General features: G+C 66.5%; 21 protein-coding genes. 13 read left to right on the top strand and 8 right to left on the bottom strand.

Translation table 11 applies throughout. The features are described 5' to 3' along the window. Positions 1–12: 12 nt before the first annotated feature. The gene (accC, locus tag ACLD02_RS05055) at positions 13–1,359 is read left to right on the top strand and encodes an acetyl-CoA carboxylase biotin carboxylase subunit (RefSeq protein WP_203102677.1); all 1,347 of its coding nucleotides are present in this window, start codon (positions 13–15) and stop codon (positions 1,357–1,359) included. A 225-nt stretch (positions 1,360–1,584) separates the two neighbouring features. Here accC and ACLD02_RS05050 read toward each other — a convergent pair whose 3' ends face one another. Next, positions 1,585–2,247, bottom strand: a complete 663-nt coding sequence (locus ACLD02_RS05050; RefSeq protein ID WP_203102679.1) for a toluene tolerance protein — start codon at positions 2,245–2,247, stop codon at positions 1,585–1,587. A 37-nt stretch (positions 2,248–2,284) separates the two neighbouring features. Then, a complete protein-coding gene (locus tag ACLD02_RS05045) occupies positions 2,285–2,866 on the bottom strand; it encodes an isoprenylcysteine carboxylmethyltransferase family protein (protein ID WP_203102681.1) in 582 nt (193 codons plus the stop codon). 119 nt (positions 2,867–2,985) lie between these two features. Here ACLD02_RS05045 and prmA point away from each other — a divergent pair, with 119 nt between their 5' ends. The 10 genes from prmA to coq7 all read left to right on the top strand — a co-directional run bounded on the left by prmA (position 2,986) and on the right by coq7 (position 15,191). Further along, positions 2,986–3,864: a 50S ribosomal protein L11 methyltransferase gene (gene prmA, locus ACLD02_RS05040; protein ID WP_410298093.1), complete on the top strand. Its 879-nt coding sequence runs from the start codon at positions 2,986–2,988 to the stop codon at positions 3,862–3,864. Between the two features lie 90 nt (positions 3,865–3,954). Further along, a complete protein-coding gene (locus tag ACLD02_RS05035; RefSeq protein WP_203102685.1) occupies positions 3,955–5,013 on the top strand; it encodes a DUF3426 domain-containing protein in 1,059 nt (352 codons plus the stop codon). A gap of 143 nt (positions 5,014–5,156) precedes the next feature. After that, positions 5,157–6,212 carry a tRNA dihydrouridine synthase DusB gene (gene dusB, locus ACLD02_RS05030; RefSeq protein ID WP_203102687.1) on the top strand — a complete coding sequence of 352 codons (1,056 nt, stop codon included), beginning with the start codon at positions 5,157–5,159 and terminating at the stop codon, positions 6,210–6,212. A gap of 44 nt (positions 6,213–6,256) precedes the next feature. Next, entirely contained in the window at positions 6,257–6,538 is a 282-nt protein-coding gene (fis, locus tag ACLD02_RS05025) for a DNA-binding transcriptional regulator Fis (protein ID WP_138772945.1), read from the top strand. Between the two features lie 142 nt (positions 6,539–6,680). After that, positions 6,681–8,249 carry a bifunctional phosphoribosylaminoimidazolecarboxamide formyltransferase/IMP cyclohydrolase gene (gene purH / locus ACLD02_RS05020; protein WP_410298092.1) on the top strand — a complete coding sequence of 523 codons (1,569 nt, stop codon included), beginning with the start codon at positions 6,681–6,683 and terminating at the stop codon, positions 8,247–8,249. Positions 8,250–8,343: 94 nt separating this feature from the next. Further along, on the top strand, positions 8,344–9,630 hold the full coding sequence (purD, locus tag ACLD02_RS05015) for a phosphoribosylamine--glycine ligase (protein WP_410298091.1): 1,287 nt from the start codon (positions 8,344–8,346) through the stop codon (positions 9,628–9,630). A gap of 9 nt (positions 9,631–9,639) precedes the next feature. Next, a complete protein-coding gene (locus ACLD02_RS05010; protein WP_203102693.1) occupies positions 9,640–10,386 on the top strand; it encodes a TSUP family transporter in 747 nt (248 codons plus the stop codon). A 115-nt stretch (positions 10,387–10,501) separates the two neighbouring features. Continuing rightward, positions 10,502–11,608 (top strand): cyclic nucleotide-binding domain-containing protein, encoded by a 1,107-nt coding sequence (locus ACLD02_RS05005; protein WP_238400928.1) that lies wholly within the window; start codon positions 10,502–10,504, stop codon positions 11,606–11,608. After that, the gene (locus ACLD02_RS05000; RefSeq protein ID WP_410298090.1) at positions 11,553–14,351 is read left to right on the top strand and encodes a response regulator; all 2,799 of its coding nucleotides are present in this window, start codon (positions 11,553–11,555) and stop codon (positions 14,349–14,351) included. Before ACLD02_RS05005 ends, ACLD02_RS05000 begins: the two co-directional genes overlap by 56 nt. A 189-nt stretch (positions 14,352–14,540) precedes the next feature. Beyond that, positions 14,541–15,191, top strand: coding sequence for a 2-polyprenyl-3-methyl-6-methoxy-1,4-benzoquinone monooxygenase (gene coq7, locus ACLD02_RS04995; RefSeq protein ID WP_203102703.1), 651 nt, complete (start codon positions 14,541–14,543; stop codon positions 15,189–15,191). Positions 15,192–15,204: 13 nt separating this feature from the next. Here coq7 and speD read toward each other — a convergent pair whose 3' ends face one another. Together speD and ACLD02_RS04985 are read right to left on the bottom strand one after the other, a co-directional pair. Beyond that, positions 15,205–16,008, bottom strand: a complete 804-nt coding sequence (gene speD, locus ACLD02_RS04990) for an adenosylmethionine decarboxylase (protein ID WP_410298089.1) — start codon at positions 16,006–16,008, stop codon at positions 15,205–15,207. Positions 16,009–16,041: 33 nt separating this feature from the next. Then, complete coding sequence (locus ACLD02_RS04985) at positions 16,042–16,461, bottom strand: OsmC family protein (protein WP_203102705.1); 420 nt, start codon at positions 16,459–16,461, stop codon at positions 16,042–16,044. A 231-nt stretch (positions 16,462–16,692) separates the two neighbouring features. Here ACLD02_RS04985 and crp point away from each other — a divergent pair, with 231 nt between their 5' ends. Further along, positions 16,693–17,322, top strand: a complete 630-nt coding sequence (gene crp / locus ACLD02_RS04980) for a cAMP-activated global transcriptional regulator CRP (RefSeq protein WP_138772954.1) — start codon at positions 16,693–16,695, stop codon at positions 17,320–17,322. A 123-nt stretch (positions 17,323–17,445) separates the two neighbouring features. Here the strand turns inward: crp and trpC are convergent, their stop codons facing one another. From trpC to trpE, 4 genes are read right to left on the bottom strand one after another with little or no spacing between them, the layout of a single operon-like run. After that, on the bottom strand, positions 17,446–18,237 hold the full coding sequence (gene trpC / locus ACLD02_RS04975) for an indole-3-glycerol phosphate synthase TrpC (RefSeq protein ID WP_410298088.1): 792 nt from the start codon (positions 18,235–18,237) through the stop codon (positions 17,446–17,448). An 8-nt stretch (positions 18,238–18,245) separates the two neighbouring features. After that, complete coding sequence (gene trpD / locus ACLD02_RS04970; RefSeq protein ID WP_203102709.1) at positions 18,246–19,289, bottom strand: anthranilate phosphoribosyltransferase; 1,044 nt, start codon at positions 19,287–19,289, stop codon at positions 18,246–18,248. Next, positions 19,286–19,876, bottom strand: coding sequence for an anthranilate synthase component II (locus tag ACLD02_RS04965; protein WP_238400929.1), 591 nt, complete (start codon positions 19,874–19,876; stop codon positions 19,286–19,288). Before ACLD02_RS04965 ends, trpD begins: the two co-directional genes overlap by 4 nt. Further along, on the bottom strand, positions 19,876–21,378 hold the full coding sequence (gene trpE, locus ACLD02_RS04960) for an anthranilate synthase component I (protein WP_203102711.1): 1,503 nt from the start codon (positions 21,376–21,378) through the stop codon (positions 19,876–19,878). Before trpE ends, ACLD02_RS04965 begins: the two co-directional genes overlap by 1 nt. 260 nt (positions 21,379–21,638) lie before the next feature. Between trpE and ACLD02_RS04955 the strand changes: the two genes are divergently transcribed. Then, a complete protein-coding gene (locus tag ACLD02_RS04955; RefSeq protein ID WP_410298087.1) occupies positions 21,639–22,190 on the top strand; it encodes a pyridoxamine 5'-phosphate oxidase family protein in 552 nt (183 codons plus the stop codon). Positions 22,191–22,211: the final 21 nt, after the last annotated feature.

Below are 22,211 nucleotides of genomic sequence, written 5' to 3'. Positions count from 1 at the left end.
CGGGGGTTTCCCATGCTGGAAAAGGTTCTGATTGCCAACCGTGGCGAGATCGCCCTGCGCATCCTGCGTGCCTGCAAGGAGCTGGGCATCCGCACGGTGGCCGTGTACTCCAAGGCGGACCGCGACCTGATGCACGTGCGCCTCGCCGACGAGGCGGTGTGCATTGGCCCGGCGCCGTCCACCGACTCCTACCTGAACATCCCGGCGATCATCAGCGCCGCCGAGGTCACCGACGCGGACGCCATTCACCCGGGCTACGGCTTCCTGGCGGAGAACGCGGATTTCGCCGAAAGCGTGGAGCGCTCCGGCTTCATCTTCATCGGGCCGCGCGCCGATACCATCCGTCTGATGGGCAACAAGGTGTCCGCCATCGAAGCCATGAAAGCGGCCGGCGTGCCCACGGTGCCCGGCTCCAACGGCCCGGTGGGTGACGACCAGGACGCCACCCTGATGATGGCCGAGGAAATCGGTTACCCGGTGATCATCAAGGCCGCCGCCGGCGGCGGCGGGCGCGGCATGCGGGTGGTGGAAGACCGCCAGCAACTGCTCAACGCCGTGACCCTGACGCGCTCCGAGGCCAAGAACGCCTTCGGCGACAGCACCGTGTACATGGAGAAGTTCCTGCAGAAACCACGCCACGTGGAAATCCAGGTGCTCTCCGACGGCGCCGGCCACGCCATTCACCTGGGCGACCGGGACTGTTCACTGCAGCGCCGGCACCAGAAAGTGGTGGAGGAGGCCCCGGCCCCCAACATCCCCGCGCACTTGAAGGAAGAAGTGGCCCAACGCTGCGTCAACGCCTGCAAGGAAATCAACTACCGGGGCGCCGGCACCTTCGAGTTCCTCTACGAAAACGAAGGCTTCTACTTCATCGAAATGAACACCCGCGTGCAGGTGGAGCACCCGGTCACCGAGATGATCACCGGCGTCGACATCGTCAAGGAACAGCTGCGCATCGCCGGTGGCGAGGGACTGACCATCAAGCAGGAAGACGTCAACTTCCAGGGCCACGCCATCGAAGTGCGGATCAACGCCGAGGACCCGGCCACCTTCGTGCCCAGCCCCGGCAAGATCACCTACTTCCACGCCCCCGGCGGCAACGGCGTGCGCGTCGATTCCCACGTCTACGGCGGCTACACGGTACCGCCCTTCTACGACTCCCTGATCGGCAAACTGATCACCTGGGGCGAGAACCGGGACGTGGCCTTCGAACGCATGCGCATCGCCCTGGAGGAAATCGTGGTGGAAGGCATCAAGACCAACGTGGCCCTGCACCGCGACAAGATCTTCCGCGACCCGGCCTTCAAGGAAGGCGGCGTCGACATCCACCACCTGGAAAAGAAACTGGGCAACCATTGAGGCGCTAGACGCTGGACGCCGGACGCTGGACGCTAAAACCCCTAGCCGGAAAGACGAGGTGTGTTTCCTGCCGGCACATCAGGAAACACACCGAAAGATCACCGCACCGGGTCTAGCGTCCGGCGTCCGGCGTCCAGCATCCGGCATCCGGCATCCGGCGTCCGGCGTCCGGCGTCCGGCGTCCGGCGTCCAGCATCTAGCCTAGCGTCCGGCGCCTAGCCCCCCTCAAAACAGAAAGTCGCGAATCCGCTCCGCCACTTCCCCCACCTCCCGCATCGACAAATCCGCCGCGTCCCGATACCCGAACAGCAACGCATCGATCAACTCCGGCCGCCAATGAGGACGATCCTCCACGCAACGCAGAAAGTGCAGCCAGTTGCGGCGCCGCGCCCAGCGCGACATGGACCAGGGCCGCACCTTCATATCCAGCACGTCAATCAGGCCGATCCGGAACCCGTCGATGACGATATTGCCCGGATGCACCGACCGGAAGAACACCCCCTGCCGGTGCAGCCGCGCCAGGAACACCCCCACCCGGTACATCAACTGAGCATCGGTCTCGCCACGGGCCAGCAAGGCACGCAGGGTGTCGCCGGGCATCGGCTGATAAACCGCCACCGTGTGCGGCTCACCGATCACGCGGTGCAGGCTCTCCACGGTAAGGGTAGGAATGCGCAGGCGCTCCAACTGGCGGGCATGGCGCGCGAAACGCACCGCCGCCGGAGACAGCAGTTCGCGATTGAAGAACCGCTTGCGCCGGAAATATTTCAGGTAACGGCCATCGCTGAGCCGCAGCACCTTGATGCCGTGGGCATCACGCTCCACGACTTCCGACCGCTCCACCACGCGTTCCAGTTGCACGCGGCTGAGAGGGTGGATGTGAACCATCGATTCAGGCTCCTTCAGCGAGACATCCGCCCGGGTCTCAATCCGGCCGGTGACGGGTCAAACGGGGCAGAATTCCCCCGGTACGTTCCATGTAGTCCAGATAGCGGTGCCCGTGCCGCTCCAGGTGCCGCTGCTCCTCCACCGGCACCCGCAACAAATAGGCCAGGGCGAAGGTCACCGCCGCCACCGGGCCGGCCAGCCAGTTCTGCAACAGCAGCAACTGGGCCAGGGCCCACAGCAACATGGCGGCATAACCCGGATGGCGCAGATAGCGGTACACGCCCTGAGCCCGCAGGGCGCCATCGGCGTCCGGCGCCGGACGGCCGTCGCGGCGCGCACGCCATAGCAACCACACCGAGGCACTGCCCAGCAGCAGCCCCAGCCAGGCCACCTCGTCGAGGAACACGAAATCCGCGAATTCGAACCAGGGCACCAGCGCGTCCAGCAACGGCACCAGAACCATCGCCACCACCACCAGCACCTGCAGAACCCGTTTCTCCAGGTCCCGCCCGTGGCGGCCTGGTCGCCGCAGAGACGCGACGCGCGGATCACAGCCATGCAACAGCAGGCTGGCCACCATCATCAAAACCACGATCAGTTCCGCGGCGTTCTCGGTCATGGGATCAGAGCACCGAAAGGGAAAGTGACCTTAACTATACGCCGGAGGGCCACCGCATCGCCAGCCCCGACGCCCTGCTCTATACTGCCGCCACCTTTATCACCGGCCACGGAGACCTCATGGCCTGGCAGCAACTGCATATCGCCACCGATCCGGAGCACGCGGACGCCTTCCAGGACGCCCTGGAAAACCTGGGCGCCGCCGCCGTCACCCTCACCGACGGCGCCGACCAGCCGGTGTTCGAGCCGCCGCCCGGCGCGCGGCCACTCTGGAACACCACCGTGGTCACCGCCCTGTTCGACGAGGACACCGACTGCGACGCCCTGCTGACGGCGCTCGCCGATCAGGGCCTGAAGCCCGCCGACCACCGCGTGGAAGCGCTCGCCGACCAGGTCTGGGAACGGGCCTGGATGGACGATTTCCAGCCCATGCGTTTCGGTGAACGGCTGTGGATCGTGCCGAGCTGGTCCGAGGCCCCGGATGCCGCCGCAGTGAACCTGAAGCTCGATCCGGGCCTGGCATTCGGCACCGGCACCCATGACACCACCGCCCTGTGCCTGGAATGGCTGGACGGCGCCGACCTGCGTGGTCGCCGGGTGCTGGACTTCGGCTGCGGTTCCGGCGTGCTGGCCATCGCCGCCCTTTTGTTGGGCGCGGACAATGCCCTGGGCACCGACATCGACCCCCAGGCCCTCACCGCCAGCGCCGACAACGCCGCCGCCAACGGCGTCGCCAACGGCCTTGATCTGTGCCTGCCGGAAGCCATGCCCGCCGGCTACCGGTGCGACCTGCTGGTGGCCAACATCCTGGCCGGGCCGCTGATCGACCTGGCCGGCATGCTGGCCGGTTACTGCCGCCCCGGTGCCCCGATGGCGCTGTCCGGCATTCTCGCCGACCAGGCCCAGGCGGTGCGAGACGCCTACACGCCCTGGTTCAACCTCGGCCCCACCCGTCAGCGCGGCGACTGGGTGCGCATCGACGGCGTGAGACGCGGCTAGGGCCTGTTCACAAAGGGCACATCCCAGCCTTGCGGCGTACCCGGCTTTTTCTGTACAACGATCTTCCGACTCACCGAAACACGACTGTCCATGGCCGGCCCCTATAAGACCCGCTGCCCGCACTGCGGCGCCCAGTTCAAGATCAGCGACGAGCACCTCGGCCAGGCCCGGGGCGCGGTGCGGTGCGGTTCCTGCCTGCGGATATTTCAAGCCACCGATCATCTGCAGGGTGACGCGGTGCCGCCAGCGCGGGCGGACCGCTGGCGCCACGCGATGGACGACGAACCTCCCCAGGATGACCAGCGCGGCCCGAGCCTGGGCGACGACTTCCTGGACCTGGACGGCGATGACTCCGAGGCGTCCGACCCGTTCGCCGACCTCGACGAAGCCGGCGCCGGCGGCGACAACGCCGACGAGTCCTGGGCCGAAGCCCTGCTGCAGGAACTGGACGACGACCGCGATGGCGGCTCGCCGCCGCCCGGCGCCCCGCCCCGGGCCGAGCCGGCGCCGCGCCGGGCCACGCCTCCCGCCGGGCCAGCGGCGGAACGCGGCGACGATCCGTTCGAGTTCCTCAACAGCACCGCCGCGCGCCGGCACGGCAACGACCAGCCCGAGTATCTCGCACCGCCGCCCGGTGGCCCGGCGGTGCTGGCCAAGTGGGGACTGCTGTCACTGCTCGCCCTGCTGGTGCTGGCCGGCCAGTACGCGGTGTTCCATTTTCAGGAGCTGGCACGCACGCCCCAATGGCGGCCCTACTACGCCCAGGCCTGCGAGGTGCTGGGTTGCTCGCTGCCGTTGCGCTCCGATCCCGGCGCCCTGCGCGGCGCCAACCTGGTGGTGCGCAGCCACCCGGACTACCGCAACGCGCTGATGGTCGACGCCCTGTTGTTCAACGAGGCCGACTGGCCACAGCCGTTTCCGGTGCTGGAGCTGACATTCCAGGATCTGGAAGGCAACATCGTCGCCTCGCGGCGCTTCCCGCCCGCGGAGTACCTGCGCGGCGAACTGGCCGGCGCCGGCGCCATGCCGGTGGCGACGCCGGTGCATATCGGCCTGGAAATCGTCGATCCGGGCCCCCGCGCGGTGAACTACAACCTGCGACTGCTGGCCGCCGACGGCCCGACACCAAGGGTGAGCACCACCCGCTGAGGCGCTTTTCCGGCAAATCGGGCTTTCCCCCCGGCCTTCGGGTCACTATCATTGTCGCCCCCGCGCCGACCGCGCGGGCTCTATGAACGCCTTTTCAGGCGGACACCTGAGACGGAAATCCTGCCAACCGACCCTTCATCGCCATGCAGATCGGCCCCTACGTGCTTCCCAACCCCCTGATTCTCGCGCCCATGGCCGGCGTGACGGATCGCCCGTTCCGGCGCCTGTGCCGGGAGTTGGGGGCGGGCCTGGTGGTCTCCGAAATGGTGACTTCCGACACCCGCCTGTGGAACTCGCGCAAATCCGCGCAACGGCTGGACCATGGTGGCGAGCCGGGGCCCGTGTCGGTGCAGATCGCCGGCGGCGAGCCGGAGATGATGGCCGAGGCGGCCCGGGCCAACGTGGACCGGGGCGCCCAGATCATCGACATCAACATGGGCTGCCCGGCCAAGAAGGTGTGCAAGCGCGCCGCCGGCTCCGCCCTGCTCTCCGACCCGGACCTGGTGGCCCGGATACTGGACGCGGTGGTGGCGGCGGTGGACGTGCCGGTGACCCTCAAGATCCGTACCGGCCCGGACCGCGAAAACCGCAACGCCGTGGCCATCGCCCGCATCGCGGAACAGGCGGGCATCCAGGCCCTGGCGATCCACGGACGCACCCGCGCCGACAAGTTCAACGGCGAGGCGGAGTTCGACACGGTGCGCGCGGTGACCGCGGCGGTGACGCTGCCGGTTATCGCCAATGGTGATATCAAATCACCGGGAAACGCCCAACGGATACTGGAATCCACGGGTGCCAGTGGTATTATGATCGGCCGCGCCGCTCAGGGTAATCCATGGATCTTTCGGGACACCCTGCATTACCTGGAGCATGGCCGGCTGCCCCTGGCACCGCGCGTCGACGAAGTGCGGGATCGGGTGCTCGCGCACCTTGATGATCTGCACCACTTTTACGGGGACTACACCGGCGTGCGCATCGCCCGCAAGCATTTGGGGTGGTACACGCAGTACCTGCCCGGTGGAGAGCCATTCCGGCGCGGGTTCAACAAGCTGGAAGAGGCCGGCCTGCAACGGCGGGCCGTTGAGCAGTTTTTCCAAGAGATCAACGCCCTCGGCGACCGTGTCCGCTTCGGTTGCTATGGCGAGGTGTCTGCCCGGAACCCTTCAGCTCGGAAAAAAGACGGAGCATTGGCCGCATGACCCTTTCTTCAATGAAGACCGCTGCAGCACGGACACTCACAGAAATGAATACCGCCGAATCACGCAAACCCCACCTGACGCTGGCCCGCAGCGAGACCCACGACACCTTGCGCAACTGCGTGCGTCGCTCCCTCGCCGATTATTTCAACCAGCTCGACGGCGAGCCGGTCAGCGAGCTTTATCAGATGGTCCTGGCGGAGATGGAAATCCCGCTGCTGGAAAAAGTCCTGGAGTACACCCGCGGTAACCAGACCAAGGCCGCCGAGCTGCTGGGTCTGAACCGTGGCACGCTGCGCAAGAAGCTCAAGCAGTACGGCTTGCTCTGAATCGGGCCGTGATGCCAGGGGCAGTGGATACTGCCTCTTTTCTTTTTATAACGCTTACACGCCACACACCAACACCTCCGCCTTCCCCCGCGTGCAAGCGTGTTGCGTGTCAGCGTGCAAGCGTCACCAAAGGTGACTTTTCATGAGCAAGGCCGTTGAACGCGCGCTGATCAGCGTTTCCGACAAAACCGGCATCGTCGATTTCGCCCGGGCCCTGGCGGACCGTGGCGTGGAGCTGCTGTCCACCGGCGGCACCTTCCGCACCATCAAGGACGCGGGCATCGCGGTGCGCGAAGTCTCCGACTACACCGGTTTCCCGGAAATGATGGACGGCCGGGTCAAGACCCTGCACCCCAAGGTGCACGGTGGCATCCTCGGCCGGCGCGGCCAGGACGACGCGGTGATGGCGAACAATGACATCCAGCGCATCGACCTGGTGGTGGTCAACCTCTACCCCTTCGAGCAGACCGTGGCGCGTCCGGACTGCACCCTGGAGGACGCGATCGAGAACATCGACATCGGCGGCCCCACCATGGTGCGCTCGGCGGCCAAGAACCACGCCCATGTCGGCATCGTCACCGATGCCGCCGATTACGCCCGGGTCCTCGACGACCTGGAAACCGGTGATGGCCGCCTGTCCGACACCCTGCGTTTCGACCTGGCGATCAAGGCGTTCGAGCACACCGCCGCCTACGACAGCGCCATCGCCAACCATTTCGGCAAGCTGGTGGGCGAGAACAACCAGGACTTCCCGCGCACCATCAACCTGAATTTCCGCAAGGCCCAGGACATGCGCTACGGTGAGAACCCGCACCAGAAAGCGGCGTTCTATGTGGAGCGTGAGCCGGCCGCCGCCAGTGTCGCCACTGCCCGGCAACTGCAGGGCAAGGCGCTCAGCTACAACAACATCGCCGACACCGACGCCGCCCTGGAATGCGTGAAATCCTTCACCAAGCCCGCCTGCGTGATCGTCAAGCACGCCAACCCCTGCGGCGTGGCGGTGAGCCTGGACGGTATCGACCAGGCCTATGACCTGGCCTTCGCCACCGATCCGGAATCCGCCTTCGGCGGCATCATCGCCTTCAACCGGGAGCTGGACGCCGCCACCGCCAAGGCCATCGTCGAACGCCAGTTCGTGGAAGTGATCATCGCGCCACGCATCAACGAAGACGCCCTCGCCATCACCGCCGCCAAGAAGAACGTGCGCGTGTTGGAATGCGGCGAGATTGACGGCCCCACCGCCGGAGGCCTGGACTACAAGCGGGTCAACGGCGGCCTGCTGGTGCAGGACCGGGATGTGGGCATGGTCGGCGAAGGTGACCTCAAGGTGGTGACCAGGCGGGCTCCCACCGAAGCCGAGATGCACGACCTGATCTTTGCCTGGAAGGTGGCCAAGTTCGTCAAATCCAACGCCATCGTCTATGCGCGCAACCGGCAGACCATCGGCGTCGGCGCCGGCCAGATGAGCCGCGTGAACTCGGCGCGCATCGCCGCCATCAAGGCGGAGCACGCCGGGCTGGAAGTGAAGGGCTCGGTGATGGCATCCGATGCCTTCTTCCCGTTCCGCGATGGCATCGACAACGCCGCCGCCAACGGCATCCGCTGCGTGATCCAGCCCGGTGGCTCGATTCGCGACGAGGAAGTGATCGCCGCCGCCGACGAGGCCGACATGGCGATGGTATTCACCGGCATGCGCCATTTCCGGCACTGACGCTGGCGTGCAAACACGCCACACGCACCACGCTTTTTGCGTGCCAGCGTGAAGCGTGGTGCGTGAAAGCGACTCGAACAAAGTGAGAGCAACCATGAAAGTCTTGATCATCGGCGGCGGTGGCCGTGAGCACGCACTGGCCTGGAAAGTCGCCCAGGCGGAGGCGGTGGAGAAGGTGCTGGTGGCACCGGGCAACGCCGGCACCGCCCGGGACGCCAAGCTGGAAAACGTGATGGTGGACGTGAGCGACCAGACGGCGCTGGCCGAACTGGCCGAGCGCGAAGGCGTGGCGCTGACCATCGTCGGCCCCGAAGCGCCGCTGGTGGAAGGTCTGGTGGACTACTTCCAGGCCCGCGGCCTGAAGTGTTTCGGTCCGTCCAAGGCCGCCGCGCAGCTGGAGGGCTCCAAGGCCTTCACCAAGGATTTCCTGGCCCGCCACGCCATCCCCACCGCCGCCTACGGCAACTTCACCGACATGGATGAAGCCCTCGCCTATGTGCGCGAGCAGGGCGCGCCGATCGTGATCAAGGCCGACGGCCTGGCCGCCGGCAAGGGCGTGATCGTCGCCATGACCCTGGAAGAAGCCGAGGACGCGGTGCGCGATATGCTGGACGGCAACAAGTTCGGCGACGCCGGCCACCGGGTGGTGGTGGAGGAATTCCTGGACGGCGAGGAAGCCAGCTTCATCGTCATGGTGGACGGCGAGCACATCCTGCCGATGGCCACCAGCCAGGACCACAAACGGGTGGGCGACGGCGACAGCGGCCCCAACACTGGCGGCATGGGCGCCTATTCGCCGGCGCCGGTGGTCACCGATGAAGTGCATGAGCGCATCATGGACCAGGTAATCCGCCCCACCGTGGCCGGCATGGCCGCCGAGGGCATGCCCTACACCGGCTTCCTGTACGCCGGCCTGATGATCGACGGCGACGGCCAGCCCAAGGTGATCGAGTACAACTGCCGTTTCGGCGACCCGGAAACCCAGCCGATCATGATGCGCCTGCGCTCCGATCTGGCGGCCCTGTGCCTGGCGGCCCTGGACGGCACCCTGGACCAGGTGGAAGCGCACTGGGACCCGCGCCCCACCCTGGGCGTGGTGATGGCCGCCGGCGGCTACCCGGACCGCTATGACAAGGGCGACGCGATCAACGGCCTGGACGACGCCGACTCCGACATCGTCAAGGTGTTCCATGCCGGCACCGCCGAGCAGGACGGCCAGGTGGTCACCAGCGGCGGTCGGGTGCTGTGCGTCACCGCCCTGGGTGACAGCGTCGCCGACGCCCAGCGCCACGCCTATGAGGCGGTGGCGAAAATCACCTGGCGCGGCGCCTACCATCGAACCGACATCGGCTATCGCGCGGTGGCCCGCGAGCAGGCCTGACGGTGCCTCATGCCTGAATCGATCCCACTGTTCCTGGCGGCGGTGGCGATCGGCTGCTATATCCAGACGGTCACCGGTTTCGCTCTGGGTATCTTCGTGCTCACCGTGGTCACCCTCACCCAGGTGGCCTCCATTCCGGTCACCGCCACCGCGCTCAACATCATGAACCTGCTGCTCGGCTCGATGGTGGTGCTGCCGCGTCTGCGTCAGGTGAACTGGCGCCTGATTACCCTGAGCCTGGCCGGCGGGCTGCCGGCCATGGCCCTGGGCGTGCTCGCCCTGGGCTACCTGGACCGCAACGCCGAGCACCTGCTGCACCTGTTGCTGGGCGGCCTGATCTTCGCCGCCGGCGCGGTGATGGCGCGCCGGCCCAACCAGCGTGACACCCTGTCCTCGGCCCCGGCGTTCATCGGTGCCGGCGCCCTGGGCGGCTTCTTCGGCGGCCTGTTCAGCATTGGCGGCCCGCCGGTGGTCTACCAGTTTTACCGCCAGCCGGTGCCGGCGGCCACCCTGCGCCTGACCCTGGTGGCGCTGTTCTCACTCACCTCCCTGGGCCGCCTCACCGTGGTCGCCGCCCACGGCGACCTGACCGGCGACGTGCTGCGCACCGGCCTGATGAGCCTGCCGGTGGTGGCGCTGGCGGCCTGGCTCGGCCGCCGCTACCCACCGCCGCTGGGCGAGCGCGCCATGCGCCGCTTCGTGTTCCTGCTGCTGATGCTCAGTGGCGGCGCCGTGACCCTGCTGGCGCTTCTGTAAGCGCGCACCGGATCACACTGACCGCCCCCGGTCGATGCGCCGTGCCGACAAAGCGCCTACAGTGGATGGTCGGTCGTCCTGGGGGGCGGCCGGCGATAACAAAAGGGGGAGTTCCATGAGCGCCACCGAGCCCGATACCCGCCACCCGTCCAGTGGCGGCGACGACGCCGATATGACCCGGCTGAGCCATTTCATTCCGTTCGACGGCCTGAGCGCCTCGCACCTGGCCGAGATCCGCGACCAGGTGACGGTGCAGCGCCTGCCCGCCGGACGGCTGCTGTTTAAGCGGGGCCAGGCCTCCGACAAGGCCTGGTTCCTGATCGACGGCGAACTGGACCTGATCGACGCCGGTTACCAGGTGCGGCCGTTCGCCGCCGAGGACGACGAAAACTACCTGGCGGTGGACAACTATCCACGCCACACGGTCAACGCCATCACCCGCGAGGCCACCACCCTGTACGGCATCGACCGGGACAAGCTGGACCTGCTGATGGCCTGGACCCAGGCCCCGGACCTGCTGCCCGACGACGAGTCCGACGACCGTAACTGGATGGATGCCCTGCTCACCTCGGGCCTGTTCGCCCAGGTGCCCCCCGCCAAGCTGCACGCTTTGTTCGTCAAGTTCCGCCCCCGCGAAGTCGGGCTTGGCGAGGTGATCGTGGAGGAAGGCGAACCCGGCGAGGTGTTCTATGTGATCAAGCGCGGCAAGGCCATGGTGACCCGCGCCGCGCCCGCCGGCACCCATACCCTGGCCGCGCTCAGCGCCGGGCGTTTCTTCGGCGAGGATGCCCTGATCAGCGATCAGCCACGCAATGCCACCGTCACCATGACCAGCGACGGCGAGCTGATGTGCCTGGACAAGAGCGATTTCCAGGCCATTCTGCAGGCCTCGGTGATCCGCCGCATCAGCGAGGATGCCCTGGACACCCTGGTGCTGGAGGGCGAACGCGCCGTGGTGCTGGTGGACGTACGCCTGCCCATGGAGTCCCGGCACGACACCATTCCCGGCGCCCGCAACCTGCCGCTCAATGAGCTGCGCCAGCGTGCCCGAGGCCTGGAGCGGGAATTCCTGTACATCCTGTGCGCGGAAGGTCGACGCAGTGAGCTGGGAGCCTATATCCTCTCCGAAGCGGGCTTGGACGCCCTGGTGCTGGATCGGGGAGACGATGAAAACAGGGATACTCAGAACGAGGACCACGCCGAGGCCTCCGCATCGCGGTGAGCCACGCCGCGCGGCGCGCCTCTGGCTGGGCGCGGTGTTGCTGTTGCTGGCCGCTCTGGGCCACGCCGCGCCACCGCCACCCTATGTGATCAGCAGCCTGCCGGAGCGGGCCCGGATCACCATCTATTCGGAATACCTGCCCGACCCCGGCGGCACCCTGACCGTGGACCAGGTGGCCGGCGGTGACCACGAAGGCGCTTTCCAGCCCGCCGCCCGCTTCGTGGAGCGGCTCGGGCTCAGCGACCACCCCTGGTGGATTCGCGTGGCGGTGCGCAACGAGCTGGGCGACCAGCGCCGTTTCGCCCTGATCCTGGGCCCGCGCGACTACCACGACAGCACCCTGTTCGTGCCCGACGGCGACCGCTACCGGCCCGCCTCCGCCAACGAGCGCTTCCAGCAGCACACGCCGGTCTATCTGGTCGATCTGCCCGCCGGCGAGACCCGGGTGTTCTACTGGCGCCTCAACCCCCGTGGCGGCCTGCTCTACTCCATCCGCCTGGGCACTCTGGCTTCAGCCCTGGACGGCGACGCCGGCTTCATTCTGTACTGGGCACTGCTCGGCATGATGCTCACCCTGGCCGCCTACAACATCCTGGTGGCGACCCTGCGCGGCGGCCCCAGCCACGGCTATCACGCCGGCTTTCTGGTGGCGATGGCGGCGCTGCTGCTGTTCGTCTCCGGCGACCTGGCGGACAGCCCGTTCTGGGGCCCCTGGCTGCCGCAATTGAAGCTGGTGTCGATCATGGCGGTGATCCTGTGCGCCTGTGGCGTGGGCCGCACCTTCGTCGACAGCCGCCGCTATGCTCCCTGGCTGCATCGTCTGCTGCTGGTGATCTCGGCGCTGGCGGTGGCCGGCCTGGTCATCGGCCCCTGGTTGTCACCGGTTCGCGCCCTGACCCTGGCCTTTGGCCTGGCCCTGGTGGCCGCCGTCACCATGCTGATACTGGCTTACCAGACCTGGCACCGCGAGGCGCCCCTGGGCGGCCTCTATTTCTTCACCAGCCTGGTGATCGCCAGCCCGCTGATTCTCGCCTGCCTGACCCTGTTCGGGATCACCGGCGGCGGCCTGGACCTGGTGCTCAGCGTCATGGTGGCGGTCAATCTGGCCGCCTTCATCCAGGCGGTGGGCCTGCGCATCCAATACCTGCGCCGGCAACGACTGATCATGGCACAGCGCCGTGACCGGGCGGTGGCCGAGGCGGTGGACGCCACCCGGCGGGAAACCCTGGCGCGCATGGGCCATGACGCGCGCACGCCGCTAAGCGGCATTCTCGGCATGGCCGAGATCCTCGACGATACGCCGCTCACTCCCAACCAGAAGGAGTGCGTGAGTGGCATTCGCAATGCCGGCGGCAACCTGCTCAAGATCATCAACGACGTGCTTGAGTACTCCCAGCTCTCCGACCAGGGCGCCGATCTGAATCGGGAGGCCATGGACACCAACGACCTGCTGATGGACGCGGTGGACCTGTTCCGCGAGCGCGCCGAGGAAAAGCAGGTGGAACTGATCACCCATGTGCACACCAACGTACCGGCGCGCCTGGAAGGTGACCCCGGCCGCCTGCGCCAGGTGCTCACCAATCTGCTCGGCGCCTTCCTCCGCCACGCCCAGCCCGGCGAGCTGATCATCGATATCTCCCTGGAGCCCACCGGGCGCGCCGGGCTGGTGCGCTTTGAGTTCAGCGGCACGGCGCTGCGCCCGGGCACGCTGACCCGACTGCGCGACCAGGACGCGCGCCGCGACAGCAGTGGCCTGAACCTGTCCATCGCCGAGCAACTGGTGGAAGCCATGGACGGGCGCCATGGCGAGCGCGACGAACCCGGCGACGCCGGCTACTGGTTCGTGCTGCCGCTGCCGGCGCTGGAGCCGGCGCCGGACAGCGCCGACACCGATGGCAGCATCCTGCAGGGCCGCAGCATGCTGGTGGTGGACGACTCCTCCACGGTCACCCGGGTGATCCGCCATCTGGCCCTGAGCTGGGGCATGCGCGTCACCGCCTGCCACGATCCCCGGGAAGCGCTCGCCTCCCTGCGTACGCAGGCCAACATCAACGAGCCCTACGACGTGGTGCTGCTCGACCATCTGATGCCGGGCATGAACGGGCTGCAACTGGCGGCACGCATCCATGAGGACCCGGTGATCACTCACCCCACCGCCTTGATCATGCTGACCGGGGTGAATAACGCCCCCAACGGCACCGAAGCACGCAACGCCGGTATTCACCGGGTGCTGGCCAAACCGGTCTCGGCGCCACGCCTCAAGCAGGCACTGGCCGAGGAACTGGGGCTCAAGCACCGCTCGCCCCAGGGCCGCCATCCGGCCACACCGGCTCCCGGTTTACGGCTGCTGGTGGTGGAGGATCACAAGCTCAGCCAGAAGGTGATTCGCGGCATGCTCAACAAGCTGGGCCTCGACCCGGAACTGGCCGCCAACGGCAAGGAAGCCCTGGAAAAGGCCTGCCAGCGTACCTATGACCTGATTCTGATGGATTGCGAAATGCCGGAAATGGACGGTTTCGAGGCGACCCGGCGCATCCGCGATCACGAGCGCCAGCATGGTCTGCCGCCGGTGCCGATCGTGGCGCTCACCGCGCACATCCTGCGCGAGCACCGGGAGCGCAGCCTGGCTTCGGGCATGAACGCCCACATCCCCAAGCCGGTGGAAATGAGCGTGCTGCGCGACACCCTGGTGCGCTTTACCGGCGGCGCGCCGGACGCTGGGGGCCGGACGCCGGACGCTTGACGCTGGACGCCAAACCCGTGGCTGCAAGCATTGCGGTGTTTACTGCCCGGCGCCAGCAGGAAACACGCCCTTCCTTTCCGGCCAGGGTTTAAGCGTCCGGCGTCAGGCGTCTGGCGTCTGGCGTCAGGCGTCTGGCGCCCCCAAGCCTTTGGCGCTAGCATGCCCCCATCAACTGCCGCGGAGACCGTCATGACCGAGCGACAGCTCTCCCCCCTGGACCGCCTGCTGAGCCGGGTGGACCACGCCATGCGCACCCTGACGCCGGGATCGGCGCGGGCCGGGCGCCAGCCCTCCGGCCTCGACCAGGCCCGTGACGAGGGCCCGCTGTCGGCGCCGGAGCGCCATCATGTCACCGGCCTGATGCGCATCAACCACACCGGCGAAGTGTGCGCCCAGGGGCTGTACCAGGGCCAGGCGAGCACCGCCACCCTGCCCCATGTGCGTCACGCCATGGAAGAGGCGGCCCGCGAGGAAGAAGACCACCTGGCCTGGTGCGAGGACCGCATCCGCGAGCTGGGCGGGGTGCCCAGCCGCCTCAACCCGATTTTCTACGCCATGAGCTATGCCCTGGGCGCCGGCGCCGGGCTGGCCGGGGACCGATGGAGCCTGGGGTTCGTGGCGGAAACGGAGAATCAGGTGGTGCGCCACCTGGAGGATCATCTGCAGCGCCTGCCCGCCCACGATCGCCGCAGCCGGGCCATTCTCACGCAGATGCGCAGCGATGAACTCAAGCACGCCGTCACCGCCAGCGACGCCGGCGGGGCGCCGCTGCCGCCGCCGATCCGGGGCGCGATGACGGTGATGAGCAAGGTGATGACCTTCACCACCTACAGGATCTAGTTATCCGTCTTTCCTAGAGATTACGGCTGTAGAAGATTTCCAGCATTTCGGTCTGCAGCCGCTCGCGGATGTCCCGCAGTTCGTGCTGATCGAATTCATCGCTGCCGGCGCCGAACAGGTAGTTGTTCAGGTCGAAGTCCTTGAGCAACATCTTGGTGTGGAAGATGTTCTCCTGGTACACGTTCACATCGATCATCTGGTAGGCGTTCTGGGTATCCTCGGTGAGGAAGTTCTGGATCGAGTTGATGTCGTGATCGATGTAGTGCTTGGTGCCATCCAGATCGCGGGTCATGCCGCGCACCCGGTAGTCGATGGTGACGATGTCGGAATCGAAGCTGTGGATCAGGTAATTGAGCGCGCGCAGCGGTGAAATCACCCCGCAGGTGGACACGTCCACGTCCACCCGGAAGGTGGAAATGCCGTTGTCCGGGTGCGATTCCGGATAGGTGTGCACGGTCACGTGGCTCTTGTTGAGGTGCGCCACCACGGAATCCGGCAGCGGCCCCGGCGCCTCCTCATCCCAGTCCTCGCCGGAAGGCGGGGTCTCGTGCTCGGCGATCAGCATGGTGACGCTGGCCCCCTGCGGATCATAGTCCTGGCGCGCGATATTAAGGATATTGGCGCCAATAATCCGGGTCACGTTGGTGAGGATCTCGGTGAGCCGCTCGGCATTGTAGAGCTCATCGATGTACTCGATGTACTCCTTGCGGTGTTGCTCGGTCTTCGCGTAAGCGATGTCGAAAATGTTGAAACTCAGGGATTTGGTCAGGTTATTGAAACCATGGACCGAAATCTTGGGATTGGGATCTTTCACCACGGCGTTTCCCCGCTGACCGTTGCTACCGCGTTATCAGGATTCAATGGTATAGCTGTGGGTGACCTCGACGCCACCACGGCTGAGCATGATGGCGGCGGAGCAGTATTTCTCCGCGGACAATTCCACCGCCCGCTTGACGTGATTTTCCTTGAGGTTATGGCCGGCGATCACGAAATGCAGGTGAATTTTGGTGAACACGGCGGGAATCTCGTCCTCGGCGCGCTCCGCGCTCAGCTCGCACCGGCAGGCGGTCACGTCCTGGCGGGCCTTGCCCAGGATGTGTACCACGTCGAAGCTGGAGCAGCCACCCAGGCCCATCAGCACGGTCTCCATCGGGCGCGCGCCCCGGTTCTGGCCACCGTGGTCCGGCGGGCCATCCATGAGGATCCTGTGCCCGGTGCCGGACTCGGCCTCGAAACAGACATCACCCTGCCATTCAACCACCGCTTTCATTCGCGTTCTCCTGATCGGACCATCCCGCAATGGGCGCGCAGACTACCATACCCGGGGGCGGCGCCATAGCCCGCGCGTGGCGCGGCGTGGCGGGATACGGCAGACTGTGCGACGTGTCCCTTGGCAGCCACGTGAAAAAAAGGCAAACTCCCTTAGCTTAAGTTGCTACTACTTTTTTCCGGCCCAGCAACGTGCCTGCGACAGCAACGCCTTATTAAGCAAAGAGTGCCCATGAGCGACGGAAATAAGATAATCCCAAACCTGGATCGGTTTCTCGCCAATTGCCATCGGCGAAAATACCCGGCGAAAAGCACCATCATCTACGCGGGTGATGAGTCAGACGCCCTTTATTACATCCTCAAGGGTTCGGTGACCGTCATGATCGAGGACGACGATGGTCGCGAAATGATCATGGCCTACCTGAACGCGGGGGATTTCTTCGGGGAGATGGGGCTGTTCGAGGCGGAACCGTCCCGTTCCGCCTGGGTCAAGGCGAAAACCGAGTGCGAGGTGGCCGAGGTCAGCTACGCCAAGTTCCGCCAATTGACCCGCGAGGACGCCGATATCCTGTTCGCGGTCTCCGCCCAGATCGCCGGGCGCCTGCGCGCCACCACCCGCAAGGTGGGCGATCTGGCGTTCCTGGACGTCACCGGCCGGGTCGCCGGCACGCTGCTGGATCTGTGCAAGCAGCCCGACGCCATGACCCACCCGGACGGCATGCAGATCAAGGTCACCCGCCAGGAGATCGGTCGTATCGTCGGCTGCTCCCGGGAGATGGTGGGCCGGGTGCTCAAGAACCTGGAAGAGCAGGGCCTGGTCTCCGTCAAGGGCAAGACCATGGTGGTGTACGGCACCCGCTGACCCCGACCGACCCGGCTGCCGCGGCAGCGGTTTCAGCCACGATGGCCCGGCGATATCACGCCGCCGGGGTGGCCAGGAATCGCGGCCGAGGCCGCTCCCGCCGGGCGTTTCAGCCCTCTCGCCTCAGAAGAACAGCGCCTTCAGCGCGGCCCCCGGGTCACCGGCTTTCATGAAGGCCTCGCCCACCAGAAAGCCATTGATGCCATTATCGCGCATCAGACGCACGTCATCGCGACCATGGATACCGCTTTCCGTGATCACCAGATGGTCACCGGGTACCTGGCTGGCCAGTTCCAGCGTGGTATCCAGGCGCGTCTCGAAGGTGCGCAGATCCCGGTTGTTGATGCCCACCAGCTCGATATTGAGCTTCATGGCCCGCTCCAGTTCCTCCGCCGAATGCACTTCCACCAGCACATCGCAACCGGCCCGCTGGGCGGCGTGATAAAGCTCATCAAGCTGGGCGTCGGACAGCGCCGCGACGATCAGCAACACGGCGTCGGCGCCCATCGCGCGGCTCTGGAAGATCTGCCACGGATCGATCATGAAATCCTTGCGCAGCACCGGAAGTCGCACCGCGTTGCGGGCGGCGCGCAGGTAATCCTCATGGCCCTGGAAGAACTCCTCGTCGGTGAGCACCGACAGCGCGCTGGCGCCGGCTTCCTCATAGCGCCGGGCGATGTCCACCGGGTCGAAGTCCTCGCGGATCACGCCCTTGCTGGGCGAGGCCTTCTTGATCTCCGCGATCACCGCCGGTCGCCGCTCGGCGACACTGCGGTACAGGGCGGCGGCGAACCCGCGGGCCTTGCCTTGATTCTTCGCCATGGCCTCGAAATCGCCAATCGTGTAGTGCTGCTGACCGGCGTGGATTTCCGCGCGTTTACGCTCGATGATCCGGTCCAGAATGTTCTCACTCATGGTTCGCTCTACACCTCCTCTTTGAGGGCGAATGTGAATTGCGCCAGTTCGCGCATGCGTTCCGCCGCCTCGCCATTGTGGACCAGATCCTCCGCCATCCGAACCCCTTCCTCGAGGGTGCGGGTCACCCCGGCCACATAGATGGCGGCACCGGCGTTCAGGGCGATCATGTCGGCGGCCTTGGCGGCGTGCTCGCCCTTGCGCTTGCCGAAGGCGTCGCGAATCAGCGCCAGCGAGGCCTGGGGGTCGGTGACGTCCAGGCCCACCAGGGAATCGGACTCCATGCCCACGTCTTCCGGCGTCAGGGTGTAGGTCTCCACGGCGCCGTTCTTGAATTCCGCCACCTGGGTGCGCGCGGCCAGGCTGATCTCATCAAGCCCGTCCAGGCCATGCACCACCATCACATGCTCGGCGCCCAGGCGACCCAGCACCTCGGCCATGGGCCGGCACAACTTGTCGGAGAACACCCCCACCACCAGACGCCGTACCCCGGCGGGGTTGGTCATCGGCCCGAGAATATTAAACAGGGTACGCATGCCCAGTTCCTTGCGCGGGCCGATGGCGTACTTCATGGCGCCGTGGTGGGCTGGAGCGAACATGAAGCCGACCCCGACCCCGTCGATGCAACGCGCGATCTCCGCCGGGCTCAGGTCGAGGCGGATACCGGCGGCCTCGAGCAGATCCGCGGACCCGCTGCGCGAACTCACCGAGCGACCGCCGTGCTTGGCCACCCGGCAGCCGGCCGCGGCGGCCACGAACGCACTGGCGGAGGACACATTGAACAGGTTGGCGCCGTCACCGCCGGTGCCGACGATGTCCACCAGATGGCGGCGGTTTTCCACCTCCACCGGAGTCACCAGCTCACGCATCACCATGGCGGCACCGGTGATTTCATCCAGGGATTCGCTCTTCATGCGCAGCCCCACCAGGAAGCCGCCGATCTGGGCATCGGTGGCGCCACCGGTCATGATCTCGCGCATTACGTCCTGCATCTGCTCGATGGTCAGGTCGATGTGATCCACCACGGTGGCCAGGGCTTCCTTGATGTTCATGCGCTCTCTCCCTTCAGGAAGTTGTTGAGCAGGTCGTGACCGTGCTCGGTGAGAATCGATTCCGGATGGTACTGCACCCCTTCCAGGGGCAGGTCCCTGTGGCGCATGCCCATGATCTCGTCCATGCCGCCGTCGTCGTCCCGGGTCCAGGCGGTGATTTCGAAGCAGTCCGGCAGAGTGGCTTTGTCCACCACCAGCGAATGATAGCGGGTCGCCACGTAGGGGCTCGGCAGACCACGGAACACGCCCTGGCCGGTGTGGTACACCGGCGAGGTCTTACCGTGCATCACGGTGCGCGCGCGCACCACCTTGCCCCCGAACGCCTGCCCCAGCGCCTGATGGCCGAGACACACCCCGAGAATCGGCAGCTTGCCGGCGAAATGCTTGATCGCCGCCACCGAGATGCCCGCTTCATTGGGTGTACACGGGCCGGGGGAGATCATCAACCGGTCGGCATTGAGCGCTTCCATGCCGGCCAGGTCGATGCGGTCGTTGCGGTGCACCAGCACCTCGGCGCCCAATTCCTGCAGGTACTGCACCAGGTTGTAGGTGAAGCTGTCGTAGTTGTCGATCATCAGCACGCGCATTATTTGCCCTCCCCATTCTGTTGGGCGGCGTCCAGGTCGAGCCCGCCCAGGGCCATGTTCACCGCGCGGAACACGGCGCGCGCCTTGTTCATGGTTTCCTTCCATTCCAGGTCGGGCACCGAATCGGCGACGATGCCGCCGCCGGCCTGCACGTACAGCCGACCATCCTTGACCACCGCGGTGCGAATGGCGATGGCCATGTCCATATCGTCGTTGAAGCCGATATAGCCCACCGCGCCGCCGTAGACACCGCGCTTGGTGGGCTCCAGCTCATCGATGATTTCCATGGCGCGGATCTTGGGGGCACCGCTCAGGGTGCCCGCCGGGAAGGTGGCGGCCAGCACCTCCAGGGGACCAAGCCCCTTGCGCAGCGTGCCTTCCACATTGGAAACGATGTGCATGACGTGGGAATAGCGCTCGATCTCCATGTTGCCGGTAACCCGTACCTTGCCGGGCTCGGCCACCCGGCCCACGTCATTGCGGCCCAGGTCGATCAGCATCAGGTGCTCGGCGCGCTCCTTGGGATCGGCGAGCAGCTCCTCCTCCAGCTCCTTGTCCCGCTCCGGCGTGGCACCCCGTTTGCGGGTGCCGGCGATGGGCCGCACCGTGACCTGGTCGTCCTCCACCCGGGTGAGGATCTCCGGCGAGGAGCCGGCGATGTGGAAGTCCTCCAGGTCCAGGTAGAACATGTAAGGCGACGGATTCAGGTAACGCAGCGCCCGGTACAAATCGATGGCCGGGGCCGGAAAATCACAGCTCATGCGCTGGGCCGGCACCACCTGCATGACGTCGCCGGCAAGGATGTACTCACGGATTTTCTCCACCGCCGCGGCGTGCCGGTCGCGGGGAAACTCGGAGACAAAATCGCTCTCGTCCACCGGCGCGCCATGGACGCGGTGCTCCGGTTCCGGCAGGGGCGCGCGCAGTTTGCGCTCCAGTTCCTCCAGGCGCGCCTCGGCGCGGGCCAGGGCGCCGGCCTCCGCCGGGTCCACGTGCACCACCAGGAAGAGGCTGCCGCGCAGGTTGTCGAACACCACCACTTCCTCGGAGCGCATCAGCAGGATATCCGGCACGCCGAGCACGTCCTCGCCGGGGGCCGGCCCCAGGCGCGGCTCGAAGTAGCGCACGCTGTCGTAGCCGAAGTAGCCCACCAGGCCACCATTGAAACGGGGCAGGCCGGGCACGTCCGGGGTGCGGTAGCGCCGACGGTATTCCTCGATCCAGGCGATCGGATCGTCGCGCTCGAAGGCCTCGCGGCCGCCCTCGCCTTCCACCACGATGTGGGTGCCGGTGATACGCACCACCTCCCGGGCCGGCAGCCCGATGATGGAATAGCGGCCCCAGCGCTCGCCGCCCTGCACGGATTCGAACAGGTAGCTGTAGGGGCCGGCGGCCAGTTTGCGGTAGGCGGACAGCGGCGTGTCCAGATCCGCCAGCACTTCACGTACCACGGGTACGCGGGTAAAGCCCTGGCGGGCGGCATCGTCCAGATTAGGTGACATGGTGGTCCCCGGTTTTTATTCAGGTGTCGGATTGTAACGAAAACAAAGGGTCGCCGTTATCGGCGGGCACGCCGGGAGCGGCGCGCGAGGGCAAGCGTCACCATCGCCAGCGGGCGGGAGAGAAGGCAGGCAGCGGATTGTTTGATCTGGGGTGGATCACCGCGAACATCCTGGGCAAAAGCGACAGTGCCAGGATTCTAGCCCGCGAAACGGCCAAATGCCAATGGCGAAGGGGCCCCGGCGCCCTCATACTGAGCGCCATGACACAACCGCATTCCTGGACCGATTGGTTCGACGCCACCCGGGCCGCCGCGCCCCATTGTTTCATGCAGATCGCCACCGTGGCCGCCGACGGCGCCCGTTGCCGCACCCTGACCCTGCGCGAGCGCCATGGCACCGGCCTGTGGTTCACCACCGACCAACGCAGCGACAAGGTCACCGAACTGCGCCGCCAGCGCCGCGCCAGCGAGGGCCCGCCCCGGGCCGAGGCCTGCTGGTACGACCTCACCAGCCGCGTCCAGTGGCGCTTTCGCGGCCCGATCCGCTTGCTGCTGCCCGGCGACCACCCGGACGACTGCCAGCGACTGTGGGAGCGGATCGGCGACGCTGACCGGGCGCGTTTCCATGGCCCGCCGCCGGGCAGTGTTTATCAAGGACCGCCGCCGGAGCCGGCGCCGTGCATCGCCGGGAATTTTTCGATTCTGGTGCTGGATGCGGAGCGGGTGGACGTACTGGAACTGGCCAGCGAGCCGCACAGGCACTGGCGCTATCAGAGCGTCGACGACACCGCCCCCACCCGCCTGATGCCGTGACCTTTCAAACGCCCCGGAAAC

This window comes from Alloalcanivorax sp. C16-2 (assembly GCF_046507615.1).
Classification (GTDB): domain Bacteria; phylum Pseudomonadota; class Gammaproteobacteria; order Pseudomonadales; family Alcanivoracaceae; genus Alloalcanivorax; species Alloalcanivorax marinus_A.
The sequence above is the reverse complement of the archived record's forward strand: the minus strand, read 5'-3'. Positions and strand labels throughout refer to the sequence as shown.